The following is a 26,999-nucleotide window of genomic DNA, read 5'->3' on the forward strand; positions in this document are numbered from 1 at the left end:
TTTTAGAATATTCTTAGTTTTAAAATATTTTAGAAAGGAAGATTGTAATGAGATTAACTCCAAGAGAAATTGATAAACTGCTGGTAGTTGTTGCGGCTGATTTAGCTTATCGACGAAAGGAGAGAGGGCTTAAGTTAAACTATCCAGAAAGTATCGCTATTATTACGTATGAAATTTTGGAAGGAGCAAGAGATGGTAAAAATGTAGCGGAATTAATGGAGCTTGGAAAAAATATTTTAAGTGCTGAAGATGTTATGGATGGGATTGCAGACATGATATCAGATATTCAAGTTGAGGCAACTTTTCCTGATGGAACAAAATTAGTAACTATTCATCAACCAATTCATTAAAGGAAGTGAATGTTATGATTCCAGGGCAATATATCCTTGCGAAAGAAGACATAGTATGTAATGGAAATAAAAAAGCAACGAAAGTTAAGGTGTTAAATCAGGGAGATAGACCGATTCAAATTGGGTCTCATTACCACTTTTATGAAGTGAATGAGGCGTTAAAATTCAATCGTAGTGTAGCAATTGGACAACATTTAAATATTCCAGCGGGTACAGCGGTAAGATTCGAGCCTGGGGATGAAAAAACGATTGAATTAGTTCCGTACTCAGGGAAGCAAGAAGTATATGGATTTAAAAATAAAGTGGATGGCGATATTCAATCTTACAAAAAAAGAGGGAGATAGCATGAGTTTTAAGATGTCACGTAAACAATATGCTGATTTATATGGTCCAACTACAGGAGATTCTATTCGTTTAGCGGATACACAATTATTCGCACATATTGATCGAAATTACACGGTATATGGTGATGAAGCTGTCTTTGGTGGAGGAAAATCAATTAGGGATGGTATGGGACAAAATTCGCAACTTACAAGGGAACAGGGTGTTGTTGATGTTGTTATTACGAATGCAATTATTATTGATTATACAGGAGTATATAAAGCGGATATTGGTATAAAAGATGGAAAGATTTCAGCAATTGGTAAGAGTGGTAATCCTTCAGTTATGGATAATATTGATATCATCATTGGAACATCAACGGAAGTAATTTCTGGTGAACGAAAAATCGTTACAGCTGGAGGTATTGATACACACGTGCATTTCATATCCCCACAACAAATTGATACAGCATTAGCTTCAGGTATAACAACTTTAATTGGGGGAGGAACAGGACCGGCAGAGGGTACTAAGGCAACTACAATAACGCCTGGATCTTGGAATTTAAGAAAAATGCTAGAGGCAGCAGAAGCTTTTCCTATAAATATTGGGTTTTTAGGGAAAGGAAATAGTTCAAGTTTACCTGCCCTGGAAGAACAAATATTTGCAGGAGCTATTGGATTAAAAATTCATGAAGATTGGGGAGCGACTTCTTCAGCAATTAATCACTCGTTACAGATTGCTGATAAATATGATATTCAAGTTGCTATTCATACTGATACGTTAAATGAATGTGGTTTTGTGGAAGAAACGATAAAGGCTATTGATAATCGTGTTATTCATACGTACCACACTGAAGGGGCTGGTGGTGGGCATGCACCAGATATTATAAAGATTGCTGCACTGAATAATATTTTACCTTCTTCAACGAACCCGACCTTGCCATATACAGTGAATACGTTGGATGAACATTTAGATATGCTCATGGTATGTCATCATTTAAAAGCAAATATTCCAGAAGATGTAATGTTTGCGGATTCAAGGATTCGAAAAGAAACAATTGCGGCAGAGGATATTTTGCAAGATTTAGGGGTTTTCAGCATGATTAGCTCTGACTCGCAGGCGATGGGAAGGGTTGGAGAGGTTATTATTCGCAATTGGCAAACCGCCGATAAAATGAAAAAGCAGATTGGTAGTTTAGAGGGAGATAAAGAGTATAACGATAATAATAGAATTCAACGCTATATAGCTAAGTATACAATTAATCCAGCTATTACACATGGGATTTCAGAATATGTCGGCTCTATTGAAGCTGGGAAATATGCAGACCTTGTAATATGGGATCCACAATTTTTCGGTGTTAAGCCAGATATGGTTTTGAAAAACGGGATGGTAGTGATGGCATTAATGGGAGACGAGAATGCTTCGATCCCCACACCACAACCATATTATGAAAAAAAGATGTTTGGTGCATATGGAAAAGCGGTACAGTCAAGTTCGATTACATTTGTATCTAAAGTAGCTTATGAGAATAATATTAAAGAAAAATTAGGTTTAAATAAAGTTGTATTACCTGTTAGAAATACGAGAGAGATTTCTAAGCAAGATATGAAGCTGAATAATGCAACACCAGAAATTGAAGTAGATCCGCAGACATATGAAGTTAAAGTTGATGGACAAGTTATTACGTGTGAAGCAGTAGATGTATTACCTATGGCTCAAAGATATTTTTTATTTTGATATAACGGAGGAGATAAAATGATTATTGAAAAAATTAATAACAACGTATGCAATATGAATGATTTTGCAAATACAAAAAAGCATCTTGATAAAATATTGATTTCTAGTGAGCTTTTACTAAAGAGGGTTCAGAAATTATATTCAGAATCTGGTTTTGAAATTGGGGTGTCTTTAGATAATGGAGAAACATTAAAGAACGGTGATATTTTATATGAAGATGAACATCGTATTGTATATATTGAAGTGTTACCAGAAGAGGTAATTGTAATTACTCCAACGTCAATAAAAGAAATGGGAATTATTGCTCATAACTTAGGAAATAGACATTTGCCAGCACAATTCGATGAAGGGTGTATGATTTTGGCGAACGACTACTTAGTAGAAGATTTACTCAAAAAGGAAGGTGTTCCTTATCAAAAAGAAAATAGAGTATTACCCAAACCGTTCAAGCATGCTTCACACAAACATATTTAACCTACTTAACCTACTCCAAATTAGTGATTCGAACTTCCCAACAGGAAGTTTTAGTCACTCTTTTGGATTAGAAACATTTATTCAAGAGGGACAAGTTACAAATAAAGGAGAATTTTTCAAATGGATTAATCGATATGTAAAAGTGCAATTAACACACACGGACGGCTTAATTTGCAAATATACTTACGAAGCCACTAAGAATAATGATGGAAAACAAATTACATTTTTAGATGATTTAATAACAGCACAAACATTGCCTTTTGAATGTAGAAGAGCAAATAGAATGATTAGTAAAAGTACTTCTAAACTATTGTGTGAACTGTTCTCATTTGCAAATTTAAATATATACAAAGAAGATGTTATGGGTAATAAATTACAAGGTCATCCGAGTATCGTATACGGAATATTAGGGGCGGAATTGAAAATGACAGTAGAAGAAACGCTCTTAGTTTTCTTATATTCATGTGTTGGAAGTATTATTCAAAATGGTGTGAGAGCCATTCCTCTTGGACAGACGGATGGTCAAAAACTATTACAAGAATGCCATGAATTGATCTGTGAATCTATTGATAGAATTCAAATGCTTTCATTAGAGGATTTTGGATTGAATGATCCTGAATTCGAAATAAATCAAATGCAACATGAAGATGTAAATATAAGAGTCTTCATGTCATAGGGAGGAAAAATAAAATGATAAAGCCTATTAAAATTGGTATTGGTGGCCCGGTAGGTGCTGGGAAAACAATGTTAGTTGAAAAGTTAACAAAATATTTAAATACAGATTATGAAATTGCAGCAATTACAAACGATATTTATACGAAAGAAGATGCAAAGATTTTATTGAAAACGGGTGTTTTACCAGAAGATAGAATTATTGGTGTAGAGACAGGAGGGTGTCCACATACAGCAATTCGAGAGGATGCTTCTATGAATTTTGAAGCAATTGAAGAGCTCATGATTAGACATAGTAATTTAGATATTATTTTTATTGAAAGTGGGGGTGATAATTTAGCTGCCACATTTAGTCCAGAGCTAGTGGATTTTTCAATTTATATTATTGATGTAGCACAAGGAGAAAAGATTCCTCGTAAAGGTGGACAAGGAATGATCAAATCTGATGTATTTGTGATTAATAAAACGGATTTGGCACCTTATGTAGGGGCTGATCTTGGAGTTATGGAGCAGGATACGAAAAATTACCGACATAATAAACCATATTTTTTTACAAATTTGAAGGATGAGGAAGGCTTACAGGGATTAATAAATTGGATGCGACAAAACATCATGTTAGAAGGATTGAAGAAATGAAAGCCCCTACAGGTGTCTTAAACATTGATGTGATGGAAAAGAGACATAAAACGGTACCTATTAAGGTTTATCATAAAGATGCCTTAAAAGTAACGCAGCCAATATATTTGGACGATTATGGTAGAGCATATTACTATATCATGAATTCTGGTGGAGGTTATTTAAAAGGAGACTTCTATTCTATAAATATAAATGTTCATGAAGATGCGAAAACATATATAACAAGCCAATCAGCAACGAAAGTTTACAAGACTCCAAATAGCTATGCTTTGCAAGAATTGAATGTTTATATTGGTGAAAATGCTGTTATGGAGTATTTACCAGATCCGTTGATTATGTACAAGGATGCAGCATATAAGCAAAAAACAAATATATATATGCAAAATAATTCTACATTGATTTTATGCGATTCAGTTACGCCTGGTTGGTCTCCAAATATGGAGAAGTTCACATACCAGTATTTTGATTCGCTAACAAAAGTATATATGGAAAACAAACTTGTAGTTTACGATCATTTATTGTTAAACCCTTTCAAAGAGTCGTTAGATCAAATGGGAATATTAAATCAATATTCCCATTATGGTACTTTCATGGTTATTAATGAGAACATTACAAATGATTTAATTGTAGCATTAAAAACTTCGCTTTCTAACACTAACAATATGAAGATTGGAATATCTTCTATGCCATGTAAAGGCTTTGTCATACGCATACTTAGTCATAATACAGAGGATATGGAGTCTATATTTTTTCAGTGTCATCGTTTTGTTAGAGAGAATTGTCTGCATGAAAAATTAACATCCTATCGAAAATATTAAGTAGGAGAAGGGGATACTATGACTAATGTGGGATTATTATTTGTCGGTGCAGTTCTATTTATGAATGCACTAGCAGCTTTTAAACTCATTGATAGCAAAAGTGTAGGGTACTTCAATTTATTTGTAGGGGCATTACAAACTTTGACACCACTATATTTATTATTTACAGGAAGTCAATCTAATGAGTGGACTATCCTATCTAATGGAACTATTTTTTTATTTGGTTTTACTTATTTATATGTTGGCCTTACGAATATATTAGAACTTGATTCTTCAGGTGTAGGCTACTATTCTCTTTGGGTTGCTATTATTGCAACGGTTATGGGAATAGCGAATCAATTACATGAGAGTGGAAGTCTACAAAGTACAATAATTTGGTTCTTTTGGGCGTTCCTTTGGTTTTTATTTTTCTTGCAAGATGGGTTGAAAAAGAAGATTCATATTTATGTAGGGATTGTTTGCTTCATTGAATCTTGGATTACTGCAACGATACCAGCCCTGTTAACACTTACAAATAATACAGGCATGTTAAATGATTTTGTAATTATTTTAGTGACTATTATAACGATTGTAGTTTTTATTATGGCACTTTTCTTTTTCAAGAGCATTCAATCTAAAGTAGAAAGGGTTAGTAACTATGTGGAAAAGTGAACTGAAAAAAGCAACTAATTTTTTTGTTATTATTATATTTCTTCATGTGCTTGGAATTCTCTTATTATTACCTGCACTGTATAAAGGCAATAGCATAATTGGAATGGCTATTATTGCATATTCTTTAGGATTGCGTCATGCGTTTGATAGTGATCATATTGTCGCAATTGATAATACTGTTCGGAAATTAATTGAAAAAGGTAAAAACTCACAGGGGGTGGGGTTTTACTTCTCATTAGGACACTCTACTGTAGTATTTGTGATGATCGTATTAATTGCTTTAATTGGAAAAACAGCAAAACATGGAATGGAGAGTTTTTCTACTATAGGCGGTATTATCGGCACAATTGTTTCTAGTACATTTCTTATTATTATTGGGCTTACCAATCTGTTGTACCTTATTAAAGTGTTACGAAGCCAAGAGGATAAGCAACCAGAAAACTTAGGATTTATATATCGTTTCACGCAGCGCTTATTTAGGTTTATTGATAGTCAAAAGCAATTGTATATGATCGGTTTTTTATTTGGGCTTGGTTTTGATACAGCAAGTGAAATCGGATTAATTGCTCTTTCTACAGTAACTGCAACAAGTCAATCTATCCCGCTTGTAAGTATATTTGCTTTTCCCATTTTGTTTGCTGCAGGAATGTCGTTGATGGATACATTAGATAGTACATTCATGAATACGAATTATAAGTGGGCAATGGAAAATAGTCGAATTAGAAATTCATATAACGTATTAATTACCTCAATATCTGTTATAACGGCTTTTTTAATAGGGGGTTATCAACTATTATCTTTACTTATTGAAAGCTATAATTTACAGGGACCGTTTTGGAATCTCATTCAGGTAGTTAATTTTGATTATTTGGGTATATGTCTTGTTGTATTCTTTATTATTTCTCTTATTGTTTTTGCTGTATGGAATAGAAATGCATTTAAAGAACCACTTACAAAGAGTATAGAGAAATAAAAATATACCGTGTAATATTTGGTTAATTATGTATATAAACTGAAATAAAAAACACGCTAGATGAAAATGCATCTAACGTGTTTTTTATTATTTATGTTCCTTATATTCATGTGCTTTTTCTTTTATATTACCAACCGTATCTTTAGCAGTGCCTTTCACCTTATCCCATTTTCCCTCGGCTTGTAATTTTTTATTGTCAGTTACTTTCCCAACAACTTCCTTTACTTCACCCTTTACCTTATCAATGGCACCTTCTACTTTTTCTTTTAAACCATGATCATGTTTAGTCATACATTTCTCCTCCTTGTAGTTTGAGTAGAATTCTCTTTTCATATTGCAAGTTGAATGATGTATCTAGTAATAGCGTAACAAATTTAGTTTGAATATTCAAATGAGTAACAGGATAGAAAGGTAATTGTCATAAAATGTATACATTCGTAATGGAAAGAAAAAGAAAGTTAATTATATGTCTTTCGCAGTCCATATTGATTTTGTATAAGCAATTTTCATATGGGCACGTTCCATATTATTTTGACTGCCGCTACCGAATCTTGCTTGTCCAACTATTAAATTACAATTGGATTCAAGAGCGGTCTCAATTCGTTTTTGAATTAATACGGTATGACACCCTTTACGTTGAAATTCTGGCAAAGTAGCAGAAGCAGCTAATGAAGCAACACCTTTATTTATATAAAGTACCCCTATACTAGCAGGAGTGTTTTGAACTTCGGCTATGAAAAAATGCCAGCCGGATTTATTGTAGAGAATTTCGTTATTTTGGTGCACACCACATTTTGTAAAGGACGGCATATTAAATCCACGTACATAAATATCTGCAAAAGTATGAAACTCATTTTCTTTCAGTTTGCGTACTGAAATGTTAGAAGGGGGAAGCGGAAAATCTTGTCCCGGTATGCTATATAAAGCGGTATGGAAACTAGACTGGTAAAAGCCTTTTTGAGATAAGTATTGAAATAGTTCAGTTGTACCTTGAGCAGGTGTAATTTCAAAACGGCAAGGGATTTGTAGTGATTGATAATAAGCGATGATTTCATCTATCTCATCTGTATTTATAAATGTAATGCCCTTTACTGTATTAAAAGCAGGACCAGCAATTAATTTTGATGAAAAGGCAGTGGCACTCCCGAACTTTTTCATTTGTACTTGCATTGGATTTCCGTTTATTTCTTGTAGTGCCTCTAATCTAGAAGAAAGCATATTTATTTCTGCGTTCTCAATTTCTTGTGCTGTATTGACTGTCATAATTGTACTCATACGATTCCTCCGTCAATAAATATATTTCATAGTACATATACGATTTTTCTTCTGAAATTCCTGTTGAAATGTAAGAGAATAAGAGGTTTTTTGGAAGGGAAATGGAAGCGAACTGTCGAAGGGAGTGAAAACAGATTAAAGGTGGTGCTCTCATGAAACAGAAAGACGTGCAGACATGCTCTCATTGCGGTTCTCAAAACATAGGAGAAGGTGAGTTTATCGGTTATGCACAAATACGGAAAAAGGAAACGATGTTCACATCTTCACCAGTGGATGCTTATATTTGTACAGATTGCGGGAATATCCTTTCATTAAAGGTACGGAATTATGAAAGGTTTAAGCAGAAGCCGCTATGATTGTTGAGAAGTGGTCATATCCAGCGTTGTATACGAAACGTCTTATATTAAGGGGAATTAATATGAGTGATATTTTACATATATATGAGTATGCCTCAGATAAAGGAATGTCAACGTATACAGTATGGGATGCTCATCAATCGTTACATGACACACAAAAATATATAGAAGAAATTGTGAGTCAATATGAGAAAGAAAAAGTAGCTCCCCTTGGAATTGTATTAAGAGAGGAACAAAAACTCATAGGGACTTGTGGATTTATAAAATATGATGTAACTGAACATAAAGCGGAAATTGCATACGCCTTATCACGAAAATATTGGGGTAGAGGATTAGCTACCGAGGCGGCTTCAGCTTTTTTTAGCTATGGTTTTAATGAGTTACGTCTTAATAGTATTGAAGCAGGATGTAATTCAGAAAATGAAGCATCTGAAAAATTAATGAAACGTTTGAATATGGAATACGATTGTACAATTCAAAAGGATCTGTTCATTAAAGGTAAGTATCGTGATACGAAGAGGTATTGTATATCTAGGAAAAGATATATGAATCAATGAAATATTTTATATTGAAAACTCCTTTAATTGAATAAGGGGGTTTTTGTTTTGCATATAACAATAATTACCTTTAATTGTTATAATTGGTTATTGAGGGATATTGTTTTTCTTAATACCACAATCATAGAAGAAAACTAGCTAAATCGTATAGAAAACCGCTATATAACACAATCGCAACCGTAAGTTGACAAAGTGCAACCACAGGAAGATAGAGATAGGGGCAATGTTTGCATACAATTTAGTTAAGAAAACAAAGGGGGACACACATATGGGATTTGGTGAAAAGCTTTTTAAATTAAGAAAGGAAAAGGGCCTTTCTCAAGAAGCATTAGCTGAGAAATTAAACACAACAAGGCAAGCAGTTAGTAAATGGGAAAGCGGTCAAGGATTTCCTGAAACTGAAAAGTTAATAATGATTGGAAATGTATTTGAAGTATCTCTTGATTACTTATTAAAAGAAACTGCTGAACAAATTAATGAAACTGAACATGGTTATTATGTAAGTACGGAAATGGCAGAAGGGTATATAGTGTACGGACAAAAGATTTCAAAATATATCGCGTTAGGGTTTAGTTTGCTTATTTTATCTACAATACCGTATTTATTATTCAAAGAAGATGTAACAATGTCGACATTTCTTGTCATTATTATTGCTGTCCTTGGAATTGGAGCAATGATGGTACCTGCAACGATAGAAGAGAGTCGATACAATGTATTAAAAAAAGAAGAATTACTATTTGATCAAAACTTTTTAAAAGAATTGACAAAAAGATATGAAGTAATTAAGAAGAGGTATGCTGCAGTGATGATTGTTGGATTTTGTTTTATTGCAGCAGGAGCGATACCGTTTTTATTTGAGAAAAAGCATATCACTTCAGGCGAATTAGTGCAGTATTATCCGTACTGTGTTGTACTTATTGCTATTGGAGTCTATCTTTTTGTTCGTGTTGTAGGAGTGTGGGAGATGTATCGAATTTTAGTAGAAAATAAAGAATATAGTAATCGTGTCATTTTTAAATTAAAAAAGAAAGTAAGAAAAAAGGTAGATAGTTTTTAAATAGGAGAGAACCATGTTTTGTATCGTATGTATTCAAAACATGGTTTTTATTTATTAGAATTATTTCCAAAGAAATAATTCAGAAAATACAGAAAAATATCGTAATTTTTTGTAGAAGTCTGTTATAATATACAGAAATGAAAACGCTTTAAAGGGAGGATGTAAACAATATGATGATGAATGTACCTCTAACAATTAGTTCTATGATGGAAAGGGCAGAAAAACTATTCCCGAAGAAAGAAATCATTTCACGGACGCATGATACAGTTACGACCTTAACGTATAAGCAGCTAGGGGAAAGGACAAGAAGACTTTCCAGTGCGTTAACAAAGCTTGGGATTAAAGAAGGCGAACGCATAGGAACGTTAGCGTGGAATCATCATCGACATGTAGAAGCATATTTTGCTATTCCAGGTATTGCTTCCGTTTTACACACAATTAATATTCGTTTATCTCCTCAACATATTTCATACATTATTCAGCACGCAGAAGATCGCATTTTACTCATTGATGAAGATCTCGTACCACTTGTTGAAAATATTCAATCGCAATTATCAACTGTACAAGCCTACATTATTATGACTGATAAAGACGAACTTCCCAAAACTACACTGGAGCCTGTATATCATTATGAAAAGCTATTAGAAGAAGGCGATCCCAATTTCCAATTTGTAAAAGATATTGATGAAAATACACCTGCTGGTATGTGTTATACGTCAGCGACCACAGGGAATCCAAAAGGCGTTGTTTATACGCATCGTAGTACGGTTTTGCATTGTATGGCACTCGGTTTAGCCGATACAGCTGCTTTATCGGAAAGTGATGCGGCTATGGCAATTGTACCAATGTTCCACGTGAATGCTTGGGGGCTTCCTTTTGCAGCTACTTGGTTTGGAACTAAACAAGTTCTGCCAGGACCAATGTTTACTCCGAAAATTTTATTAGAGATGATTCAAGCTGAAAAAGTAACGATAGCAGCAGGTGTGCCGACAATTTGGCTCGGTGTATTACAAGAGTTAGAAAATAATAGTTACGATTTATCTAGTATAACGAGAATATTATGCGGTGGTGCTGCTGCACCGAAAAGCGTTATTAAAGCATTTGAGCAAAAATATAATGTTCCTTTCGTACATGCATATGGTATGACTGAAACAAGCCCGCTCGTAACACTTGCACGTTTAAAAAGTTATGAAACAGAATTATCATATGAAGAGCAATTAGAAATCCGCTCAAAACAAGGATATCTTGTCCCTGGTGTAGAGATGAAAGTAGTCGGTACAAACGGTGAAGTGAAGTGGGATGGTACTGAGATGGGAGAGTTATGCTTACGAGCACCTTGGATCGCTGAAAGCTATTATAACGATGATCGTACTGTCGAAGGATTCCGAGACGGTTGGTTATATACTGGTGATGTTGTTACAGTTGATGAGGAAGGCTGCGTGAAAATTGTTGATCGTACGAAAGATGTTATTAAAAGCGGAGGAGAATGGATTTCTTCAGTGGATCTTGAAAATGCTTTAATGGCACATGATGCTATATTTGAAGCGGCTGTCGTTGCAATTCCTCATCCGCAGTGGCAAGAACGCCCAGTTGCCTGCGTTGTTCAAAAGAAAAATAGTACGGTTACAAAAGAAGAAATATATGAGTTTTTAAAACCGCAGTTTGCGAAGTGGTGGTTACCAGATGATATTGTATTTATGGAAGAAATACCGAAAACATCTGTTGGGAAGTTTTTAAAACAGGCACTTCGAAAAGAACTTGAGCATTTGCATAAAGAGAAATAACCGAACTTTTATTTGTAAACTTATTTTTAATTACGGTTGACAAACGTCAAAAGGAAAGATAATATAACTCCTATAATATGTTATCTAAAATCTGATTTAAGTTTACAAATAGGAGAAGCAAATATGAATACAAAAAACTTAGTTTTCGTCGCTTTATTTAGTTCTATTATGGGAGTGTTAGGGTTAATACCTCCAATTGCTCTTGCTATTACACCAGTTCCAATTACATTACAATCACTCGGTGTTATGCTTGCTGGTGGGTTGTTAGGCTCACGTCTCGGTGCGTTAAGTCAGCTTATTTTCTTACTTATAGTTGGAGTTGGAGCACCATTACTTGCTGGTGGACGCGGGGGGCCAGGTGTATTTGTTGGACCAAGTGCAGGATATTTACTTGGTTATATCGTTGGAGCGTTTGTCATTGGATATTTAATTGAGCGTTTACGTGAAGTTTCTATTATAAAAGTACTATGCATTAATATAATTGGTGGTATTTTCGTAGTTTATGTATTTGGTATTACTGTACAAGCTTTCTTAATGGGGGTTTCCGTATGGGAAACGATGAAAGTAAGTGCTGTGTTCTTACCGGGGGATTGCATAAAAGCAATTATAGCAGCGATTCTTGTGACAAGATTACATCGCTCATTGAAACATATTATTACGCCTGCTCTAAAGAGTGGGAAATATACAAATGCGAGATAAGAAAGAGAAGAAACACGTTCATTGCGTGTTTCTTTTTATTATTTTGTAGAGAAAGGACATCTCATATGGGAATTACGAAAGAATATAAAAAACATGCCTCTTTACAACCAAATAAAATAGCGCTAAAGGAAAATGATCGAGTTTTAACATATAAAGAATGGTTTGAGTCAGTTTGTAAAGTAGCAAACTGGTTGAATGAAAAAGAATCGCAGAATAAAACGATAGCAATTTTATTAGAGAATAGTATGGGATTTTTACAAATATTTGCAGGTTCCGCAATGGCTGGATGGGTTTGTGTGCCGCTAGATATAAAATGGAAACGAGATGAACTTAAAGAAAGAATAGCGATTAGTAGACCGGATATTATTGTGGCGGAGCAGTATAGGCTTAGTGATATATCGTGCGAAGAAGGAAGGATTATTGAGATTGAAGAATGGAAAGAAATGATTGAGAACTATCTTCCTGCATATCATTCTGTAGAAAATGTACAAAACGCTCCTTTTTATATGGGATTTACATCAGGATCGACTGGAAAAGCAAAAGCGTTTTTACGTGCTCAACAGTCGTGGGTACATAGTTTTGATTGTAATGTACATGATTTTTATATGAAAAAGGAAGATTCTATTTTAATAGCTGGGACGCTTGTTCATTCTCTTTTCTTATACGGGGCAATAAGTGCATTATTTCTAGGACAAACGGTACACATAATGAGAAAGTTTGTACCAGTTCAAGTGCTATCTAGTATAAAGATAGAGAATATTTCTGTAATGTATACAGTTCCTACAATGCTTGAGTCTTTGTATAAAGAAAATAAAGTAATTGAAAGTGAAATGAAAATTATTTCGTCAGGAGCGAAATGGGAAGTTGAAGCAAAAGAGAAGATGAAGAATGTGCTTCCTTATGCAAAAAGATATGAGTTTTATGGTGCGTCTGAGCTAAGCTTTGTAACGGCATTGGTTGATGAAGAGAGTGAAAGAAAACCGAATTCAGTAGGGAAACCTTGTCATAATGTACAAGTTCGAATATGTAATGAAGCAGGAGAAGAAGTACAGACAGGTGAGGTAGGAACTGTGTATGTGAAAAGTGATCAGTTTTTTATGGGCTATGTATCGGATGGAGCTATAATCCCGCAATTGTCCGAAGGTGGCTGGATGACAGTGCAGGATGTGGGCTACCAAGATGAAGAAGGCTTTATATATATTGTTGGTAGAGAGAAGAATATGATTTTATTTGGAGGAATCAATATTTACCCAGAAGAGATAGAAAGTGTGTTATATACGCATCCAGCTGTTGAAGAAATAGTTGTGGTTGGTGTAGAAGATAGTTACTGGGGTGAAAAGCCTGTCGCTATCGTAAAAGGAAGTGCTACAAAGCAACAATTAAAGAGTTTTTGCTTACAACGATTATCATCTTTTAAAATACCGAAAGAATGGTACTTTGTTGATGAAATACCTTATACAAATAGCGGGAAAATAGCTCGCAATGCAGCAAAAAGTATGATTGAAAACCGGGAGAAGATATATGAATAGGGCGGTTATTGTAGAAGCGAAGAGAACACCTATTGGTAAAAAAAACGGGATGTTGAAAGATTATGAAGTTCAGCAATTAGCAGCAACACTTCTTACGTTTTTAAGTAAAGGAATTGAGAGAGAAATAGACGATGTTATATTAGGGAATGTTGTTGGACCGGGAGGTAATGTTGCAAGATTATCTGCTTTAGAAGCTGGGCTTGGTTATCATATACCTGGTGTAACGATTGACCGGCAATGCGGCGCTGGATTGGAAGCAATTCGTACTGCGTGTCATTTTATTCAAGGGGATGCAGGTAATTGTTATATTGCTGGGGGCGTAGAGAGTACAAGTACGTCACCTTTTCAAAATAGAGCGCGGTTTTCGCCTGAAACAATTGGGGATCCTGATATGGGAGTGGCAGCTGAGTATGTTGCAGAGCAATATAACATAACAAAAGAGATGCAAGATGAATATGCTTGTCTTAGCTATAAAAGAACGCTGCAAGCATTAGAAAAAGGATATATACAAGAAGAGATATTACCTCATTATTTTAATGGATTATTAGATGAATCTATAAAGCGAGAAATGAATTATGAAAGAATGATTAAGAGAACGAAACCTGTATTTTTGCAAAATGGAACGGTAACAGCAGGGAATTCGTGTGGTGTAAATGACGGGGCATGTGCTGTTCTTGTAATGGAAGAGGGGCAAGCTCGGAAATTAGGGTACAAGCCAGTTCTTCGTTTCGTTCATAGTGCTGTAGTTGGAGTTGACCCAAATATTCCAGGAACTGGTCCGATATTTGCCGTACAAAAACTACTTAGAGAAATGAATTTAGTAATAGAAGATATTGATTGTATTGAGATGAATGAAGCGTTCGCCGCTAAAGTTGTTGCATGTGCGCAAACGTTACAAATTCCGTATGAAAAGTTAAATGTAAATGGTGGTGCAATAGCACTTGGTCATCCGTACGGTGCGTCTGGAGCTATGCTTGTAACGCGCTTGTTTTATCAGGCTAAAAGAGAGTATATGAAATATGGAATTGCTACATTAGGAATTGGGGGAGGGATAGGGCTTGCTCTATTATTTGAGAAAGTAGAAAACTAGCAAGATAACTAGTTTTCTACTTTTTCAGGAATATAGACGTTGTTACCAGGTTTTGCTTTTATTTTGTTCCAAGCAGCGATAGCATCTGTTTTTGATTTTCCTTTGTTGTATGGGTCTTCGAAAAAAGCGCGAGTAAAACGATTGTATTCAAACTGTGTACCGATAGTTGTTTTATAGGATGGTTCTTTTTTACGTTCGTTTTCTTCGTACCAAAACGTTATCGCGTCTTCATACGTTTTTCCGGTATTCTTTTTAAAAAACTTTTGAAGGGCTACTGTAAAGCGGAAGTTTGCTCCAATTTTTTCTTTGAAAAAAGCACGCACATCTTCACTACAGCGGTGATTTTCAGTAATAATTGTTTGAAGAGAAAGATCTTTATAAGAGAGGGAAGCTTTACTTACCTTTTGATGAGAACAGTTTTTTAATATTTTACCTGTAGTTAAATAGTGTGAGATACGCTCGGTTATTTCGATTTTAGAGCCACTAGCTGGTAAATCATGCTCACGACAAAATGTTTGCAGTTCTGTTTTTAACCAATAATAGTTTTGGAAATCTTCAAGGGATATAGGCTTTGTTAAAGGTGGGCGCATGCATATAACAACTTCTTTCTTCCATAATTTCCTTTAATTATAAAACGTATGTTCTTTTTGTGGAAGGATTAATTTATAAATTTAATAGGAAGAGGAGATTACATATGGAAAATGTAATGCAAGTTCGTGTTACTGGGATTTTAATTGAAGGTGAAAAGGTATTGCTAGTAAAACAAAAAGTTGTGAATCGGAATTGGTCTTTACCTGGGGGAAGAGTAGAGAACGGTGAAACGTTAGAAGAAGCGATGATTCGAGAAATGAGAGAAGAAACCGGATTAGAAGTTAGGATTAAGAGACTACTCTATGTTTGTGATAAACCAGATGCTACCCCATCTTTATTGCATATTACATTTCTGCTTGAAAGGATTGCAGGTGAAATCAAGCTTCCGTCTAATGAATTTGATCTTAATCCAATTCATGATGTACAAATGGTAGCGATAGAAGAATTGAGTAGATATGGTTTTTCTGAGAAGTTCATTAAACTTGCATCTGAAAAGTTCTTGAACGCAGGAAGTTATCAAGGATTAAAACAAAATATTGGTTTGTAAACATAAGAGGAGGCTGTTATTTTAGAACAGCCTCCTCTTACTCTATAAGTTGTGTTTATTCTCGTATTTTGTTGGAAAATCGATATTTCTTATAGAATCGTTGATATATTTTGATTTATGATAGATATATTTGAAAAATCGTTAATATAATTTCATTTACTGTATTACTATGTATGAAGCAAAGCAGCAAAGAGGATATCATCCAGTTCAATGACATCCCATTCATAAAATAATTTACACTGCTGACTGTAAAGAAGAAACAAGTTGATTTAAAAACTCGTTCCCAGTCATAACCGCTTTTCCTCCGCCGCGAGCACTCTTTTTATTTCCTCCGCCTTTTCCTTCAATAGAAGGGAGGGCATCTTTTAAAAGTGTATTCATATCGAGTGTCACTGCTTTACCACAAGCGAGAATACATTGTAATTTTCCCTCATTTTCAATAACGAAATATGTAATTGCGTGTTCTTGTTGTTCTGTAATAATAGCAGACAGTTTTGCAATTTCTTGCATAGGGCGGTTTGTAAATACTTTAGAAATAAGTATTCCACCGTGTATTTCTAAAGGCTGTTGCAGTAGTTCATTTGCTTCTACAAATAATAGTTTTTCATTCATTGCTTGTACTGCCTTTTCGTTTTCTTTTTGAGAGGTAAGAAGTTGTGCCACTTTTACTGGAATATCAGTTTCGCTACTGTTCAATTGCTTAGAAACATCTGTTAATATTTGTTGATGTTGTCCCATTAATTTAAGAGAACGCCAACCAGCAATAAATATTAAGCGTATACCACCTTTATTGCGCTCCCATCCTAGTACTTGAATAGGGCCTACTTCACCTGTATGTTTCGGGTGTGTTCCGCCACAACCGTTGTAGTCATAGTTTTCGATGATAACAACCCGTATATTTTCTGTCATAGTCGGTTCTTTGCGAAGGGGTAATGCTTTGGCCTCTTCTAAGTTCATCCATTTAATACGAATAGGGTGGTTTTCAAAAACAATTTGATTAGCAATTTGTGCGGCCTTCTCAACAGTTTCTGTAGAAAGGTTAGCAGTTTCTAAATCAATGGTTATAGTTTCTTTTCCAAGATGGAATCCGATCGTCGGTATGTTAAAATGATCCCAAAAAGCAGCGGATAAAATGTGCTGAGCTGTATGTTGCTGCATATGATCAAAACGGCGCTCCCAATCTATTTTACCCTCTACTTCTTCTGTATGTAATTGTTCTATTATGAAATGACGAATTTCTCCATTTACTTCTTGAACGTTACTTACCGGAATACCATTTAAGGTTCCAGTGTCGTGTGGTTGCCCGCCGCCCGCTGGATAAAATGCAGTTTCATTTAAGACAACATATAAGTTTCCTTCTGTATCATGCTCTTGTTTTATAACTTTAGTTGTAAAGGTTTGCTGATAAGCATCGATGTAATATAATTTTTTCTCCAATTTTCTTTCCCCTTTCGTGTTAGCTAGTTTCATTGTAAAGCAATTGAAATTAGTTTCCTAATATTTCAGAAGAAAGAAACTTTTTTTAGAATTTTCTTGCTATAATAAGAAGAAAATGCGGGGGGGAATGAAAATGCCATATGAAAACGGCGTAGATAAATTGCTTAGTTTAAGCAGAAATATTTCCGAATTATATCGAGAATTAAATGAGATGACCCGGATTTTAACGGATTGTAATCGAGAAAGTGTGAAATTTGATCGGTTATATGTAAAGGAGTTACTTTGGAAAAAAGAAGATGTGATAGAGAAGTATGAACAATTACTCGTCCAGCTTTGTATTAATGAATGCTTTGATTTAAAAAGTGTAATTACTGGCGAATATAAGTATACATATGAAGAAGTAGAAAGCATTGTTTTAGAATTTAATGAAAAGTATAACGTAGCTATTTTGATTAAAGATGTTTGTAAAGAACTACAGTTTACATATGGAATTGATATGGAAATAACGAGAACAGCTCGGGTATAAACATCTCAAGTATAGAAAAAGGAAAAAGAAAGCAGATCCTTTGCTTTCTTTTTTTATGTAAGAAAAGGGAGAGTAGGTTTAAAGATGAAGGGGAAGTTACAAAATATTCATCCACTTGGAATGAGTATCATTATAGGGACATTATTTGCTAGGTTTGCAACTTCAATGAGCATTCCTTTTTTAGCGATTTATTTAACGACTGTTAAAGACGTATCGGCTGGAATGACCGGTGCTATCATTGGAACGAGTGCGCTTGTTGGAGTGTTTGCTAGTTTTATTGGGGGCAATTTATCTGATCGATTTGGTCGAAAGATGATTATAATATGGTCCATGATTGTTTGGGTGTTTGTATTTATAGGATTTTCAGTTGCAGAGCATGTTTTGAGTTTCTTTCTATTAAACGCTTTGAATGGCTTATGTCGTTCTTTTTTTGAACCGACATCAAGAGCTTTATTATCAGATTTAACGAAACCAGAGTATCGTTTACTCGTATATAATTTGCGTTACGGTGCAATAAATGTTGGAGTAGCGATGGGTCCACTTGTTGGATTACAGATTGGAAGTGCAAAATCAACGATTCCTTTTTTAGTAGCCGCTGGAGTGTACATTTTATATACAGTTATATTAGCGTTTCAATTTAAGAAATATCCACTTGATAAAAAGAAAGTAGCTACAGAAAATCCGGTCACAATGTTAAGTGCGGTTCGGATTTTGCGAAAAGACATAGTATTTTTAGTTGCTTTAGTCGGAATCATTTTGAGTAATAGTGGTTTTTCACATTTAACGACGACACTATCTCAATATTTTGCAAATGCACATATATTTCAAGATGGAGTAAAGTTGTTCTCATATATGCTAACTTTAAATGCGATTACAGTAGTAGTTATTCAATACCCTGTTATTCAAATGTGTAAAAAGTATACGCCGTTAGCATCTATTATGGTTGGAACGTTATTTGTGAGCGGGGGATTGTTTGGATTTGGACTAGTAGAATCTATGTTAGGGGCTGCTATATGTACAATTATTTTTACATTCGGAGAAGTATTAATGTTTTCAATGACAGATGTATTTATTGATGAGATAGCTGTTCCACATTTGAAAGGGACATATTTTGGAGCTATGGGATTTTCAGGAATTGGAGTAGTAATTGGTCCTTGGTTTGGCGGGATACTTCTCGATCATTATGGATATCAAAATGGCTTTATAGTATTTTTAATATTAGCTATATTTTCAAGCATAGCGTTCCCAGTTCTTTTAGTGACAAAAGGTTTAATGAAAAAAAGATATATTAGAAATTCTAAAATAGAAATACATGCGAAATAACATGAGCCCGAGCAAACTAAAAGGTTGCTCGGGCTCATGTTTGTGTTTATAGTAATCCTTAATTTGAAAAAAGAACTTTCTTTTCATGTTTATTGGCAACTTCGTTTTTGGAAATATGAATGGCTAAACATCCATTCTCTAAACAGGCTAGCATCTTGTTATAAATGATATTAGTAGGTAAAGGAACAATCCGCTGTAAAGAAGTGTTTTTATAAAGTATACAAATGTTTAGGCCTGTCTCCATCTTTTTAATGAGTACATTTTGTGCAGTTGCATTTGGTACATCTGTTTCCAAAATGTATTCTTGTTCTGTTTCACAAAGGTCAATATGAATTTGATTTGGAAAACTAAAGTTGCTACAAGAATCAGAACAAAATTGATCCATCCATTCTTCGAAACCATCAACATGAAAAAGACAATCCTTCTTTTTCTTGCCCATGAAAGACACCCTCCGTAAAATCTCAATTCATACTATGTTATGCATGAATGAAATAGAGGTGAAGAACAAATAGAAAAATATAAACATTTTATGTGAAAGATACAGTGTGTGTGAATGCTTTTGCTTTACATATCATGATGTGCATGATTTTTTTGACGTGAATGATTACGATTTTTAACTTTGTGAGATCCACTTAAAGGTTCGGGCTGTCCAGAAGATTGCCCTTTTTTCTCGTTTTGACGATTAGATTGATTATTGTTTTTACCCATTGTATTTTACACCTCCTCTCCCTATTTAGAATGAGAGAAGTTTGCGAATTTATACGAGAATGTTTTTTGAGAAACGGGTAAAGATAAGTAGGACTAACTCATATAGGAAGGGGAAAGTGTTATGCCATATCATAAAGATAAGCAACAGGCTTTTCAGGCCGCGCAGCAAGGGGTTGTTCAAGCGGAAAATATATTCAATAATATTGTGAAAAATGACCCGAATTACGGCCATGATTTAAAAGAGTTACGCCAAGAAGTGCAAGAGGCGTACGAACAAATTCAAAATGCACTTGAAGTAGCATCAGAAACGCAGCGTCCACAACTTGAGCAATATGAAAGTAATCTCCAAAATATTATGCGAAATGTAGATCAAATAGAAAAGTGAAAAGGTTGTTGTGAATTCAACAATCTCATTACTTTTAGTGCTACTATGCTGAAACGAAAAATTATTCTATCAATTTTTTCTTTAATTTGTGCAGTACATATATTTCAAGTGGACAAAGTGGAAGCTAAAATGTTGTTAAGAAAAGAGCTAGAGCCAACTGGCTATGTAACATGGGAAGTACCAAATAATGAAAAAATTATCGCAATTACATTTGATGATGGACCGGACCCAACTTATACACCGCAAGTATTAGAGTTATTACGTCAATATAAAGCGGAAGCGACTTTTTTTATGATTGGCTTTCGAGTTCAGCGTAATCCGTACTTAGTAAAGCAAGTGTTGAAAGAAGGGCATGAAATCGGAAATCATACGATGAATCATTTGTATGCGAGTAATTCATCAGATGAAAAATTAGAACATGATATTTTAAATGGAAAGAAATATTTTGAAAAATGGGTGAAAGAACCTTTATTGTTCCGTCCGCCAGGTGGATATATTAATGATGCTGTATTTACTACGGCAAAAAAAGCTGGGTATCAAATTGTTCTATGGTCATGGCATCAAGACCCTCGTGATTGGGCGAATCCAGGTACAGAATCCATAGTAAATCATGTTGTGAAAAATGCTAAAAGTGGAGATATTGTACTGTTGCACGATGGAGGAAGTGATCGTAGTCAAACAGTGGCGGCATTAGCAAAAATTTTACCTGAGCTGAAAAAGCAGGGTTATCGATTTGTAACAGTTTCGGAGTTGTTACGTTATAAACATTAGAGAAAATCCCAAAAGGTATACCTTTTGGGATTTTTCGTTACTGATTCTTTTTTCGTTTTTTATTATTTTGTCGCTCTGCCGGAGTTAAAGGTTCATTTGCGAACTCTTCGTTATAACCAGTTCCTTGTCCTTGTGCGGATGCAGCATTCATTCCTGAAATAGTATGATTTGCTTTTCGTTTACCCATTTTTTCTCACCTCTATAATATTTTTTATAGATGAATCATGAGTTGTTCATAACATATATGAACGTAAAGTAGAGTGCTTTACTTTACAATAATAGTATTTATAAGGAGCATGGACACTATTCAAATTTAGAAAGATAAAGAAAACTTATTATAATCCATAAGTTTCTTATTATTTACTTATTTAGAAAGTTGTAATAAGATATTATCGTAAGGTATTGAAAAGTTTGTCTACATTTTATATTCAGACAAATTAGTCACGTTTAACAGGGGGGAAACATAATGGTCAAACATAATCCATTTCAATCACGTGCAACTTTTGAACTAGATGGAAAGACGTATCATTATTATCAATTGAAAGCGCTTGAAAACGCAGGGGTTGGCAACGTATCTCAATTACCATATTCCGTGAAAGTTTTACTTGAATCTGTACTTCGTCAAGTAGACGGACGCGTAATTACAGAAGAACACGTTACAAATTTAGCGAAATGGGGAACGAAAGATGTTCAAGATATCGATGTTCCGTTTAAACCATCTCGCGTAATCTTACAAGACTTCACAGGTGTTCCAGCTGTTGTAGATTTGGCTTCGCTTCGTAAAGCAATGGCAGACATGGGTGGGGATCCTGACAAAATTAATCCTGAAATTACTGTAGACCTTGTAATTGACCACTCTGTACAGGTTGATAGAGCGGGTACGGCAGACTCGCTTGCATTCAACATGGACTTAGAGTTTAAACGTAATGAAGAACGTTATAAATTTTTAAGCTGGGCACAGAAATCATTTGATAACTACCGTGCAGTTCCACCAGCAACAGGTATTGTACACCAAGTAAATCTTGAATATTTAGCACCGGTTGTTCATGCGGTGAAAAATGCTGAAGGTGACTTAGTTGCATACCCAGATTCATTAGTTGGAACAGACTCACATACAACAATGATTAATGGTATCGGTGTTCTTGGATGGGGCGTTGGTGGTATTGAAGCAGAAGCAGGAATGCTTGGACAGCCTTCATATTTCCCAGTACCTGAAGTAATTGGTGTGAAATTAACTGGTACACTTCCAAGTGGTACAACAGCAACTGACGTTGCATTAAAAGTAACACAAGTATTACGTCAAAAAGGTGTAGTTGGTAAATTTGTTGAGTTCTTCGGTAATGGACTAAAGAGCATGCCTTTAGCTGACCGCGCAACAATTTCAAATATGGCACCAGAATACGGTGCAACTTGTGGATTCTTCCCAATCGACGACATTTCATTAGAATACTTACGTTTAACAGGTAGAGATGAAGAGCAAATTCGCGTTGTTGAAGAATATTGTAAAGCAAATGGCTTATTCTATACAGCAGACAGCAAAGATCCAATCTATACTGATCTTGTTGAAATTGATTTAAATACAATTGAATCTAATCTTTCTGGACCGAAACGTCCGCAAGATTTAATCCCACTTTCAAATATGAAAGAGGAGTTCCATAAAGCTGTTGTAGCACCAGTTGGAACACAAGGACTTGGATTCAATGAGCAAGAGTTCGATAAAGAAGTGAAAGTTACATTGAAAGATCAAGAAGTAACGATGAAAACAGGTGGAATTGCAATCGCTGCAATTACAAGCTGTACAAATACGTCAAATCCGTACGTGTTAATTGGAGCAGGGTTAGTTGCGAAGAAAGCAATTGAAAAAGGACTTAAAGTACCTGGTTACGTAAAAACATCGTTAGCACCAGGATCTAAAGTTGTTACAGAGTACTTAGATAAGTCTGGTTTAACAACGTATTTAGATCAATTAGGTTTCCAAACAGTTGGTTACGGCTGTACGACTTGTATCGGTAACTCTGGTCCATTAGCAGAGGAATTAGAAGAAGCAATCGCAGCAAATGATTTATTAGTAACATCTGTTTTATCTGGTAACCGTAACTTTGAAGGTCGTATTCACCCACTTGTAAAGGCAAACTACTTAGCATCACCACCACTTGTTGTGGCATATGCACTTGCAGGTACTGTTGATATTGACCTGAAAAATGATGAAATCGGTAAAGATGTAAATGGTAATGCTGTTTACTTTAATGATATTTGGCCATCAGCTAAAGAAATTGAAGATGTAGTTCAAAGTGTTGTTACATCTGAATTGTTCAAAAAAGAATATGCACAAGTATTTAACAGCAATGAACGCTGGAATGAAATCCAAACTTCAAATGAAGCTTTATATACTTGGGATAATGATTCAACATACATTCAAAACCCACCGTTCTTCGAAGGATTATCTAAAGAGCCGGGTGAAGTTGAAACGTTATCAGGTTTACGCATAGTTGGTAAATTTGGTGATTCTGTAACAACAGACCACATTTCACCAGCAGGTTCAATTGGTAAGCACACGCCAGCTGGACGTTATTTACTAGAAAACGGCGTACAACCAGTTGACTTTAACTCTTACGGTTCTCGTCGTGGTAACCATGAAGTTATGATGCGTGGTACATTCGCAAACATCCGTATTAAAAACCAAATCGCACCAGGAACAGAAGGCGGATATACAACATATTGGCCAACTGGTGAAGTAACATCTATCTATGATGCTGCTATGAAATATAAAGAAGATGGCACAGGCCTTCTAGTTGTTGCTGGTAAAGACTACGGTATGGGAAGTTCTCGTGACTGGGCTGCGAAAGGTACAAACTTATTAGGTATTAAAGCAGTAATCGCAGAAAGCTTCGAGCGTATTCACCGCAGTAACTTAGTGTTAATGGGCGTATTACCATTACAATTTAAAGATGGCGACAGTGCTGAAACATTAGGTCTTGTTGGTGATGAGTCATTTGAAATTCAAATTGACAAAACGGTTAGACCACGCGATCTTGTAAAAGTAGTTGCAATCGATGCAGAAGGCAAAGAGAAGCAATTTGAAGTAGTGGCTCGTTTTGATAGTGAAGTTGAAATTGACTACTACCGTCACGGTGGTATCTTGCAAATGGTTCTTCGTTCGAAAATCGAAGAGTCTAAAGTATCAAACTAAATAATTGAAATGAATGATAAGGAAGCTAACATTTGTTAGCTTTCTTACTTTATGTACAGAGGGAAAGGGATGAAACCATTTGGTTTCATCCCTTTCCTTTTATTATGCAAAATTGGGGGAATGACAATGAATGAGTATAGAAGAATAATGTTGCCGCTGTTGCAAGAAAAGCTATTGCTAATTAGTGCGATTTGTAGCGGAATAGTAGCTGCCATTTTAAATTTATCCCGTCCGCTATTTATGGGGCTAATTGTAGATAACCTTATTCAGCGGGACTTAAAAGGTACGTATGTATATATTGCTTTGTTTGCGGGGAGCCGCTTTTTGATGTGGGTGAACAATCTGTTATTTGATTATGTAAGCTCAAAAGTAAGTCAGCGAATATTACGAGAGAAGCGTATAGATGTATTACGTCATTTTTTCTTATTACCGTTTGAAGAAAGTGAGAAGGTAAAACAAGGGGAGTTAGAAACATTAGTCGTTTCTGATATTCCGAATTGGGTAAGGTTATATGGATCTATATTAATAGAATACATCCACGCCATTGCACAATTTATTGGTGCGTTCATAGCTCTACAACATATCGATGTACAGTTCATATGGTGGATAACCCCGTTTTTATTTTTAAGTGCAATTGTTCCAATGATTATGGGGGGAAAGTAAGAAATATTGCAAGTATTGCTCAAAAAAATCAATCAAGTGTTGTAGAGATGATGTCACAGTTTGTAAAAGGTATACAAGATTTACGTAGTTTACAAAAAGAAAAATGGGCAATTCATTTGTTTAAAGGAGTGACGGCACAATCTTATAAAACAGAAGTAAAGAAGACGATGATACAACATTGTATTGGGATAGTTGGAACGGTAATAGAAACAGGAGCATATATAGTTGTTCTTATTGTAGGAGCAAAAAAAATAATAAAAGGGGATATGGAAGTCGGTTCGCTTGTGGCGGTATTAGCTACAATTGAGATGTTATTTTTCCCCGTTCGTTATGCGAGTGATTTATTGATGATGACACAAGTTGCTATTGCTTCGGCAAATCGAGTTTTTTGTTTTTTAAATATAGGAGCTGACGACAGAAATGTAGAAAGAGCGATGGGAATGAAATTAACAAACGTTTCATTTCAAGAGAACGGTGAAGAGAGATGTAGAATTAAAAATATACATTTGCAAATTAATCCTGGCGAACTCGTTATTATTGTGGGGGAAAGTGGGGCAGGAAAAACAACGCTTTTAAAATTAATAACGGGTTTGTATAAACCATCTAACGGTAGCATTGTTTATTATGGTAATGGGGCTCGTATGACTACAGTGTGGCAAGAACCTCGTTTCTTTCATACGACAGTAAAAGAGAATATGTATTTTGGGGAAGGGGTCTTAGAAAAACAGTTAGAAAAAAATATTGAACTTGTAAATGCGAAGTCAATTATTAGGAGTTTATCTAAAGGGATTCAGACTGTACTACATAAAAGCGGTGAAGAGTTTTCGGGAGGAGAGAGAAAGCGTCTTGCGTTATTGCGAGCGATTGTATCAAATCCGAATCTCATTATTCTAGATGAACCGACTGCGGGATTAGATCTGAGCAATCAAGAAGTGGTTTGGAATATGCTTAGAGGGCTAGAGGGGAATGTAACGAGAATTGTGACGACACATGATGTCGAGAGGGCGATGATAGCGGATCGGATTGTTGTCATGAAGAATGGGATTATTGTGGAATGTGGGGATCCTAGAGAATTATTAAATTGTAAGTCATTGTTTAAAGAGATGCTAATAAAAAGATAAGAGCTATATAGCGCTCTTATCTTTACTCGGCATTATTAAGTTGATACGTATAGGAATCAGGATCATTAGTACTAAATTCTTTGACTAGAGTAAGTTGATTCGTATCTGGATTATATTTAAAGATTTTGATTGTACGTTCGCTACTTAGTGATGGATTATATTCTTGAATAGCAAATGTATTTTCGGCAATCTGAGTCATATTACTGGTGGAAACATTTTCTACGCCATCGTGATTTGTAGAAATTTCAACAACTCTTTCACCGTTGAAAAATAAAAGAACAATCACTAAAACAACTAAACATATTCGTATATAGCGAAGTTCTTTACTTATAGGATGTTCTCCCAAAATAATCATCCTTTCTATAACTATTGTATAGTAGTGGTAGTCATCGTGAAGAAACTAAGAATACCGAGACCGGCTAAAAGGATAAATGAGATTAAAGCAATAAAGAGACAAATACGCCCAACTTGCTTTTTTTCAGGATCTTTACTGAAGAGCGAGATGATCCAAGTGATAATCCCGATTGGGGAAAATATAAAACTAAGAATATATAATAGTATTTTTTCAAATAAATTCATAAAAATCCCCCTTTTTGAAAGTTCTACATGTGCAGTTTTCTTCGTATTAGCGCTGCCGTTATGTAGGAAAGTACAGAATAAACAGCACTATAAACAATCCAAGCGTCTAAGTTTTGTAAAGCTAGGTGTATATTAAATTTAGAGACGATAATGAAAAATATAAGTGGAACAGTAAAAGA

Annotated in this window: 31 protein-coding genes and 1 pseudogene; 23 read left to right on the top strand and 9 right to left on the bottom strand. The window is 35.0% G+C overall.

Going from position 1 to position 26,999, the window contains the following annotated elements:
• The first annotated feature begins 47 nt into the window (after window positions 1-47).
• From ABH959_RS12700 to ABH959_RS12740, 9 genes are read left to right on the top strand one after another with little or no spacing between them, the layout of a single operon-like run.
• On the top strand, window positions 48-350 hold the full coding sequence (locus ABH959_RS12700) for an urease subunit gamma (RefSeq protein ID WP_001241327.1): 303 nt from the start codon (window positions 48-50) through the stop codon (window positions 348-350).
• A gap of 14 nt (window positions 351-364) precedes the next feature.
• Window positions 365-694 carry an urease subunit beta gene (locus tag ABH959_RS12705; protein WP_000612162.1) on the top strand — a complete coding sequence of 110 codons (330 nt, stop codon included), beginning with the start codon at window positions 365-367 and terminating at the stop codon, window positions 692-694.
• A 1-nt stretch (window position 695) separates the two neighbouring features.
• Window positions 696-2,408, top strand: a complete 1,713-nt coding sequence (gene ureC / locus ABH959_RS12710) for an urease subunit alpha (RefSeq protein WP_002128526.1) — start codon at window positions 696-698, stop codon at window positions 2,406-2,408.
• A gap of 18 nt (window positions 2,409-2,426) precedes the next feature.
• Complete coding sequence (locus ABH959_RS12715; RefSeq protein ID WP_113936091.1) at window positions 2,427-2,882, top strand: urease accessory protein UreE; 456 nt, start codon at window positions 2,427-2,429, stop codon at window positions 2,880-2,882.
• The gene (locus ABH959_RS12720) at window positions 2,860-3,558 is read left to right on the top strand and encodes an urease accessory protein UreF (protein WP_404492735.1); all 699 of its coding nucleotides are present in this window, start codon (window positions 2,860-2,862) and stop codon (window positions 3,556-3,558) included. The genes ABH959_RS12715 and ABH959_RS12720 overlap by 23 nt, the downstream gene beginning before the upstream one ends.
• A gap of 14 nt (window positions 3,559-3,572) precedes the next feature.
• On the top strand, window positions 3,573-4,190 hold the full coding sequence (gene ureG, locus ABH959_RS12725) for an urease accessory protein UreG (protein ID WP_000594929.1): 618 nt from the start codon (window positions 3,573-3,575) through the stop codon (window positions 4,188-4,190).
• Window positions 4,187-5,008, top strand: coding sequence for an urease accessory protein UreD (locus tag ABH959_RS12730; RefSeq protein WP_113936089.1), 822 nt, complete (start codon window positions 4,187-4,189; stop codon window positions 5,006-5,008). Before ureG ends, ABH959_RS12730 begins: the two co-directional genes overlap by 4 nt.
• An 18-nt stretch (window positions 5,009-5,026) precedes the next feature.
• Window positions 5,027-5,659 carry an AmiS/UreI family transporter gene (locus tag ABH959_RS12735; RefSeq protein ID WP_113936088.1) on the top strand — a complete coding sequence of 211 codons (633 nt, stop codon included), beginning with the start codon at window positions 5,027-5,029 and terminating at the stop codon, window positions 5,657-5,659.
• Window positions 5,646-6,632, top strand: coding sequence for a HoxN/HupN/NixA family nickel/cobalt transporter (locus tag ABH959_RS12740; RefSeq protein ID WP_002128522.1), 987 nt, complete (start codon window positions 5,646-5,648; stop codon window positions 6,630-6,632). The genes ABH959_RS12735 and ABH959_RS12740 overlap by 14 nt, the downstream gene beginning before the upstream one ends.
• Window positions 6,633-6,719: 87 nt before the next feature.
• On the opposite strand, the gene ABH959_RS12745 is transcribed toward ABH959_RS12740, so the two are convergent.
• Both ABH959_RS12745 and ABH959_RS12750 read right to left on the bottom strand, forming a co-directional pair.
• Window positions 6,720-6,923: a CsbD family protein gene (locus ABH959_RS12745; protein WP_002137730.1), complete on the bottom strand. Its 204-nt coding sequence runs from the start codon at window positions 6,921-6,923 to the stop codon at window positions 6,720-6,722.
• 171 nt (window positions 6,924-7,094) lie between these two features.
• Entirely contained in the window at window positions 7,095-7,907 is an 813-nt protein-coding gene (locus ABH959_RS12750) for a GNAT family N-acetyltransferase (protein WP_404492669.1), read from the bottom strand.
• A 152-nt stretch (window positions 7,908-8,059) separates the two neighbouring features.
• Between ABH959_RS12750 and ABH959_RS12755 the strand changes: the two genes are divergently transcribed.
• The 7 genes from ABH959_RS12755 to ABH959_RS12785 all read left to right on the top strand — a co-directional run bounded on the left by ABH959_RS12755 (window position 8,060) and on the right by ABH959_RS12785 (window position 14,979).
• Entirely contained in the window at window positions 8,060-8,263 is a 204-nt protein-coding gene (locus ABH959_RS12755; protein WP_033708017.1) for a hypothetical protein, read from the top strand.
• Window positions 8,260-8,820, top strand: coding sequence for a GNAT family N-acetyltransferase (locus ABH959_RS12760; protein ID WP_404492670.1), 561 nt, complete (start codon window positions 8,260-8,262; stop codon window positions 8,818-8,820). Before ABH959_RS12755 ends, ABH959_RS12760 begins: the two co-directional genes overlap by 4 nt.
• 268 nt (window positions 8,821-9,088) lie before the next feature.
• Window positions 9,089-9,877, top strand: coding sequence for a helix-turn-helix domain-containing protein (locus ABH959_RS12765; RefSeq protein ID WP_404492671.1), 789 nt, complete (start codon window positions 9,089-9,091; stop codon window positions 9,875-9,877).
• A 170-nt stretch (window positions 9,878-10,047) separates the two neighbouring features.
• A complete protein-coding gene (locus ABH959_RS12770; RefSeq protein WP_219375458.1) occupies window positions 10,048-11,661 on the top strand; it encodes a long-chain fatty acid--CoA ligase in 1,614 nt (537 codons plus the stop codon).
• A 123-nt stretch (window positions 11,662-11,784) separates the two neighbouring features.
• The gene (locus tag ABH959_RS12775; protein WP_113936084.1) at window positions 11,785-12,360 is read left to right on the top strand and encodes a biotin transporter BioY; all 576 of its coding nucleotides are present in this window, start codon (window positions 11,785-11,787) and stop codon (window positions 12,358-12,360) included.
• A gap of 65 nt (window positions 12,361-12,425) precedes the next feature.
• Window positions 12,426-13,889 (top strand): acyl-CoA synthetase, encoded by a 1,464-nt coding sequence (locus ABH959_RS12780; RefSeq protein ID WP_113936083.1) that lies wholly within the window; start codon window positions 12,426-12,428, stop codon window positions 13,887-13,889.
• Window positions 13,882-14,979, top strand: coding sequence for an acetyl-CoA C-acyltransferase (locus ABH959_RS12785; RefSeq protein ID WP_113936082.1), 1,098 nt, complete (start codon window positions 13,882-13,884; stop codon window positions 14,977-14,979). The genes ABH959_RS12780 and ABH959_RS12785 overlap by 8 nt, the downstream gene beginning before the upstream one ends.
• Before the next feature lie 8 nt (window positions 14,980-14,987).
• Here the strand turns inward: ABH959_RS12785 and ABH959_RS12790 are convergent, their stop codons facing one another.
• Window positions 14,988-15,569 (bottom strand): DUF6434 domain-containing protein, encoded by a 582-nt coding sequence (locus tag ABH959_RS12790; protein ID WP_113936081.1) that lies wholly within the window; start codon window positions 15,567-15,569, stop codon window positions 14,988-14,990.
• A 104-nt stretch (window positions 15,570-15,673) separates the two neighbouring features.
• On the opposite strand from ABH959_RS12790, the gene ABH959_RS12795 reads away from it, so the two are divergent.
• Window positions 15,674-16,117, top strand: coding sequence for an NUDIX hydrolase (locus ABH959_RS12795; RefSeq protein ID WP_113936080.1), 444 nt, complete (start codon window positions 15,674-15,676; stop codon window positions 16,115-16,117).
• A 234-nt stretch (window positions 16,118-16,351) separates the two neighbouring features.
• Here ABH959_RS12795 and ABH959_RS12800 read toward each other — a convergent pair whose 3' ends face one another.
• The gene (locus ABH959_RS12800) at window positions 16,352-17,554 is read right to left on the bottom strand and encodes an alanyl-tRNA editing protein (protein WP_404492673.1); all 1,203 of its coding nucleotides are present in this window, start codon (window positions 17,552-17,554) and stop codon (window positions 16,352-16,354) included.
• 133 nt (window positions 17,555-17,687) lie between these two features.
• Here ABH959_RS12800 and ABH959_RS12805 point away from each other — a divergent pair, with 133 nt between their 5' ends.
• Together ABH959_RS12805 and ABH959_RS12810 are read left to right on the top strand one after the other, a co-directional pair.
• Complete coding sequence (locus ABH959_RS12805) at window positions 17,688-18,080, top strand: hypothetical protein (protein WP_002137716.1); 393 nt, start codon at window positions 17,688-17,690, stop codon at window positions 18,078-18,080.
• 84 nt (window positions 18,081-18,164) lie between these two features.
• A complete protein-coding gene (locus tag ABH959_RS12810) occupies window positions 18,165-19,403 on the top strand; it encodes an MDR family MFS transporter (RefSeq protein WP_002014277.1) in 1,239 nt (412 codons plus the stop codon).
• Window positions 19,404-19,461: 58 nt separating this feature from the next.
• Here the strand turns inward: ABH959_RS12810 and ABH959_RS12815 are convergent, their stop codons facing one another.
• Together ABH959_RS12815 and ABH959_RS12820 are read right to left on the bottom strand one after the other, a co-directional pair.
• On the bottom strand, window positions 19,462-19,842 hold the full coding sequence (locus ABH959_RS12815; RefSeq protein ID WP_002014278.1) for an Hsp20/alpha crystallin family protein: 381 nt from the start codon (window positions 19,840-19,842) through the stop codon (window positions 19,462-19,464).
• A gap of 125 nt (window positions 19,843-19,967) precedes the next feature.
• Window positions 19,968-20,111 (bottom strand): small acid-soluble spore protein P, encoded by a 144-nt coding sequence (locus ABH959_RS12820; protein WP_002014281.1) that lies wholly within the window; start codon window positions 20,109-20,111, stop codon window positions 19,968-19,970.
• A 121-nt stretch (window positions 20,112-20,232) separates the two neighbouring features.
• On the opposite strand from ABH959_RS12820, the gene ABH959_RS12825 reads away from it, so the two are divergent.
• Both ABH959_RS12825 and pdaB read left to right on the top strand, forming a co-directional pair.
• Window positions 20,233-20,496: a hypothetical protein gene (locus tag ABH959_RS12825; RefSeq protein WP_002014282.1), complete on the top strand. Its 264-nt coding sequence runs from the start codon at window positions 20,233-20,235 to the stop codon at window positions 20,494-20,496.
• 45 nt (window positions 20,497-20,541) lie between these two features.
• Entirely contained in the window at window positions 20,542-21,267 is a 726-nt protein-coding gene (pdaB, locus tag ABH959_RS12830; protein ID WP_002066634.1) for a polysaccharide deacetylase family sporulation protein PdaB, read from the top strand.
• A 37-nt stretch (window positions 21,268-21,304) separates the two neighbouring features.
• Here the strand turns inward: pdaB and sspO are convergent, their stop codons facing one another.
• Window positions 21,305-21,454 carry an acid-soluble spore protein SspO gene (gene sspO / locus ABH959_RS12835; protein WP_000518057.1) on the bottom strand — a complete coding sequence of 50 codons (150 nt, stop codon included), beginning with the start codon at window positions 21,452-21,454 and terminating at the stop codon, window positions 21,305-21,307.
• A 279-nt stretch (window positions 21,455-21,733) separates the two neighbouring features.
• On the opposite strand from sspO, the gene acnA reads away from it, so the two are divergent.
• Window positions 21,734-24,457, top strand: a complete 2,724-nt coding sequence (gene acnA / locus ABH959_RS12840; protein WP_002014285.1) for an aconitate hydratase AcnA — start codon at window positions 21,734-21,736, stop codon at window positions 24,455-24,457.
• Between the two features lie 69 nt (window positions 24,458-24,526).
• Window positions 24,527-26,241 (top strand): annotated as a pseudogene (locus ABH959_RS12845) (ABC transporter ATP-binding protein).
• 22 nt (window positions 26,242-26,263) lie between these two features.
• On the opposite strand, the gene ABH959_RS12850 reads toward ABH959_RS12845, so the two are convergent.
• On the bottom strand, window positions 26,264-26,596 hold the full coding sequence (locus tag ABH959_RS12850) for a YmzC family protein (RefSeq protein ID WP_002014292.1): 333 nt from the start codon (window positions 26,594-26,596) through the stop codon (window positions 26,264-26,266).
• Between the two features lie 11 nt (window positions 26,597-26,607).
• Window positions 26,608-26,820: a hypothetical protein gene (locus ABH959_RS12855; protein ID WP_002033553.1), complete on the bottom strand. Its 213-nt coding sequence runs from the start codon at window positions 26,818-26,820 to the stop codon at window positions 26,608-26,610.
• Window positions 26,821-26,999 lie beyond the last annotated feature (179 nt).

The organism is Bacillus sp. RC51 (assembly GCF_044908115.1).
Classification (GTDB): Bacteria; Bacillota; Bacilli; order Bacillales; family Bacillaceae_G; genus Bacillus_A; species Bacillus_A mycoides.

What these genes read in the sequence shown, in the direction of transcription:
- ABH959_RS12700 (WP_001241327.1), top strand. Translation starts at nt 48, where the DNA reads ATGAGATTAACTCCAAGAGAAATTGATAAACTGCTGGTAGTTGTTGCG.
- ABH959_RS12705 (WP_000612162.1), top strand. Translation starts at nt 365, where the DNA reads ATGATTCCAGGGCAATATATCCTTGCGAAAGAAGACATAGTATGTAAT.
- ureC (WP_002128526.1), top strand. Translation starts at nt 696, where the DNA reads ATGAGTTTTAAGATGTCACGTAAACAATATGCTGATTTATATGGTCCA.
- ABH959_RS12715 (WP_113936091.1), top strand. Translation starts at nt 2,427, where the DNA reads ATGATTATTGAAAAAATTAATAACAACGTATGCAATATGAATGATTTT.
- ABH959_RS12720 (WP_404492735.1), top strand. Translation starts at nt 2,860, where the DNA reads ATGCTTCACACAAACATATTTAACCTACTTAACCTACTCCAAATTAGT.
- ureG (WP_000594929.1), top strand. Translation starts at nt 3,573, where the DNA reads ATGATAAAGCCTATTAAAATTGGTATTGGTGGCCCGGTAGGTGCTGGG.
- ABH959_RS12730 (WP_113936089.1), top strand. Translation starts at nt 4,187, where the DNA reads ATGAAAGCCCCTACAGGTGTCTTAAACATTGATGTGATGGAAAAGAGA.
- ABH959_RS12735 (WP_113936088.1), top strand. Translation starts at nt 5,027, where the DNA reads ATGACTAATGTGGGATTATTATTTGTCGGTGCAGTTCTATTTATGAAT.
- ABH959_RS12740 (WP_002128522.1), top strand. Translation starts at nt 5,646, where the DNA reads ATGTGGAAAAGTGAACTGAAAAAAGCAACTAATTTTTTTGTTATTATT.
- ABH959_RS12745 (WP_002137730.1), bottom strand. Translation starts at nt 6,923, where the DNA reads ATGACTAAACATGATCATGGTTTAAAAGAAAAAGTAGAAGGTGCCATT.
- ABH959_RS12750 (WP_404492669.1), bottom strand. Translation starts at nt 7,907, where the DNA reads ATGAGTACAATTATGACAGTCAATACAGCACAAGAAATTGAGAACGCA.
- ABH959_RS12755 (WP_033708017.1), top strand. Translation starts at nt 8,060, where the DNA reads ATGAAACAGAAAGACGTGCAGACATGCTCTCATTGCGGTTCTCAAAAC.
- ABH959_RS12760 (WP_404492670.1), top strand. Translation starts at nt 8,260, where the DNA reads ATGATTGTTGAGAAGTGGTCATATCCAGCGTTGTATACGAAACGTCTT.
- ABH959_RS12765 (WP_404492671.1), top strand. Translation starts at nt 9,089, where the DNA reads ATGGGATTTGGTGAAAAGCTTTTTAAATTAAGAAAGGAAAAGGGCCTT.
- ABH959_RS12770 (WP_219375458.1), top strand. Translation starts at nt 10,048, where the DNA reads ATGATGATGAATGTACCTCTAACAATTAGTTCTATGATGGAAAGGGCA.
- ABH959_RS12775 (WP_113936084.1), top strand. Translation starts at nt 11,785, where the DNA reads ATGAATACAAAAAACTTAGTTTTCGTCGCTTTATTTAGTTCTATTATG.
- ABH959_RS12780 (WP_113936083.1), top strand. Translation starts at nt 12,426, where the DNA reads ATGGGAATTACGAAAGAATATAAAAAACATGCCTCTTTACAACCAAAT.
- ABH959_RS12785 (WP_113936082.1), top strand. Translation starts at nt 13,882, where the DNA reads ATGAATAGGGCGGTTATTGTAGAAGCGAAGAGAACACCTATTGGTAAA.
- ABH959_RS12790 (WP_113936081.1), bottom strand. Translation starts at nt 15,569, where the DNA reads ATGCGCCCACCTTTAACAAAGCCTATATCCCTTGAAGATTTCCAAAAC.
- ABH959_RS12795 (WP_113936080.1), top strand. Translation starts at nt 15,674, where the DNA reads ATGGAAAATGTAATGCAAGTTCGTGTTACTGGGATTTTAATTGAAGGT.
- ABH959_RS12805 (WP_002137716.1), top strand. Translation starts at nt 17,688, where the DNA reads ATGCCATATGAAAACGGCGTAGATAAATTGCTTAGTTTAAGCAGAAAT.
- ABH959_RS12810 (WP_002014277.1), top strand. Translation starts at nt 18,165, where the DNA reads ATGAAGGGGAAGTTACAAAATATTCATCCACTTGGAATGAGTATCATT.
- ABH959_RS12815 (WP_002014278.1), bottom strand. Translation starts at nt 19,842, where the DNA reads ATGGGCAAGAAAAAGAAGGATTGTCTTTTTCATGTTGATGGTTTCGAA.
- ABH959_RS12820 (WP_002014281.1), bottom strand. Translation starts at nt 20,111, where the DNA reads ATGGGTAAAAACAATAATCAATCTAATCGTCAAAACGAGAAAAAAGGG.
- ABH959_RS12825 (WP_002014282.1), top strand. Translation starts at nt 20,233, where the DNA reads ATGCCATATCATAAAGATAAGCAACAGGCTTTTCAGGCCGCGCAGCAA.
- pdaB (WP_002066634.1), top strand. Translation starts at nt 20,542, where the DNA reads ATGCTGAAACGAAAAATTATTCTATCAATTTTTTCTTTAATTTGTGCA.
- sspO (WP_000518057.1), bottom strand. Translation starts at nt 21,454, where the DNA reads ATGGGTAAACGAAAAGCAAATCATACTATTTCAGGAATGAATGCTGCA.
- acnA (WP_002014285.1), top strand. Translation starts at nt 21,734, where the DNA reads ATGGTCAAACATAATCCATTTCAATCACGTGCAACTTTTGAACTAGAT.
- ABH959_RS12850 (WP_002014292.1), bottom strand. Translation starts at nt 26,596, where the DNA reads ATGATTATTTTGGGAGAACATCCTATAAGTAAAGAACTTCGCTATATA.
- ABH959_RS12855 (WP_002033553.1), bottom strand. Translation starts at nt 26,820, where the DNA reads ATGAATTTATTTGAAAAAATACTATTATATATTCTTAGTTTTATATTT.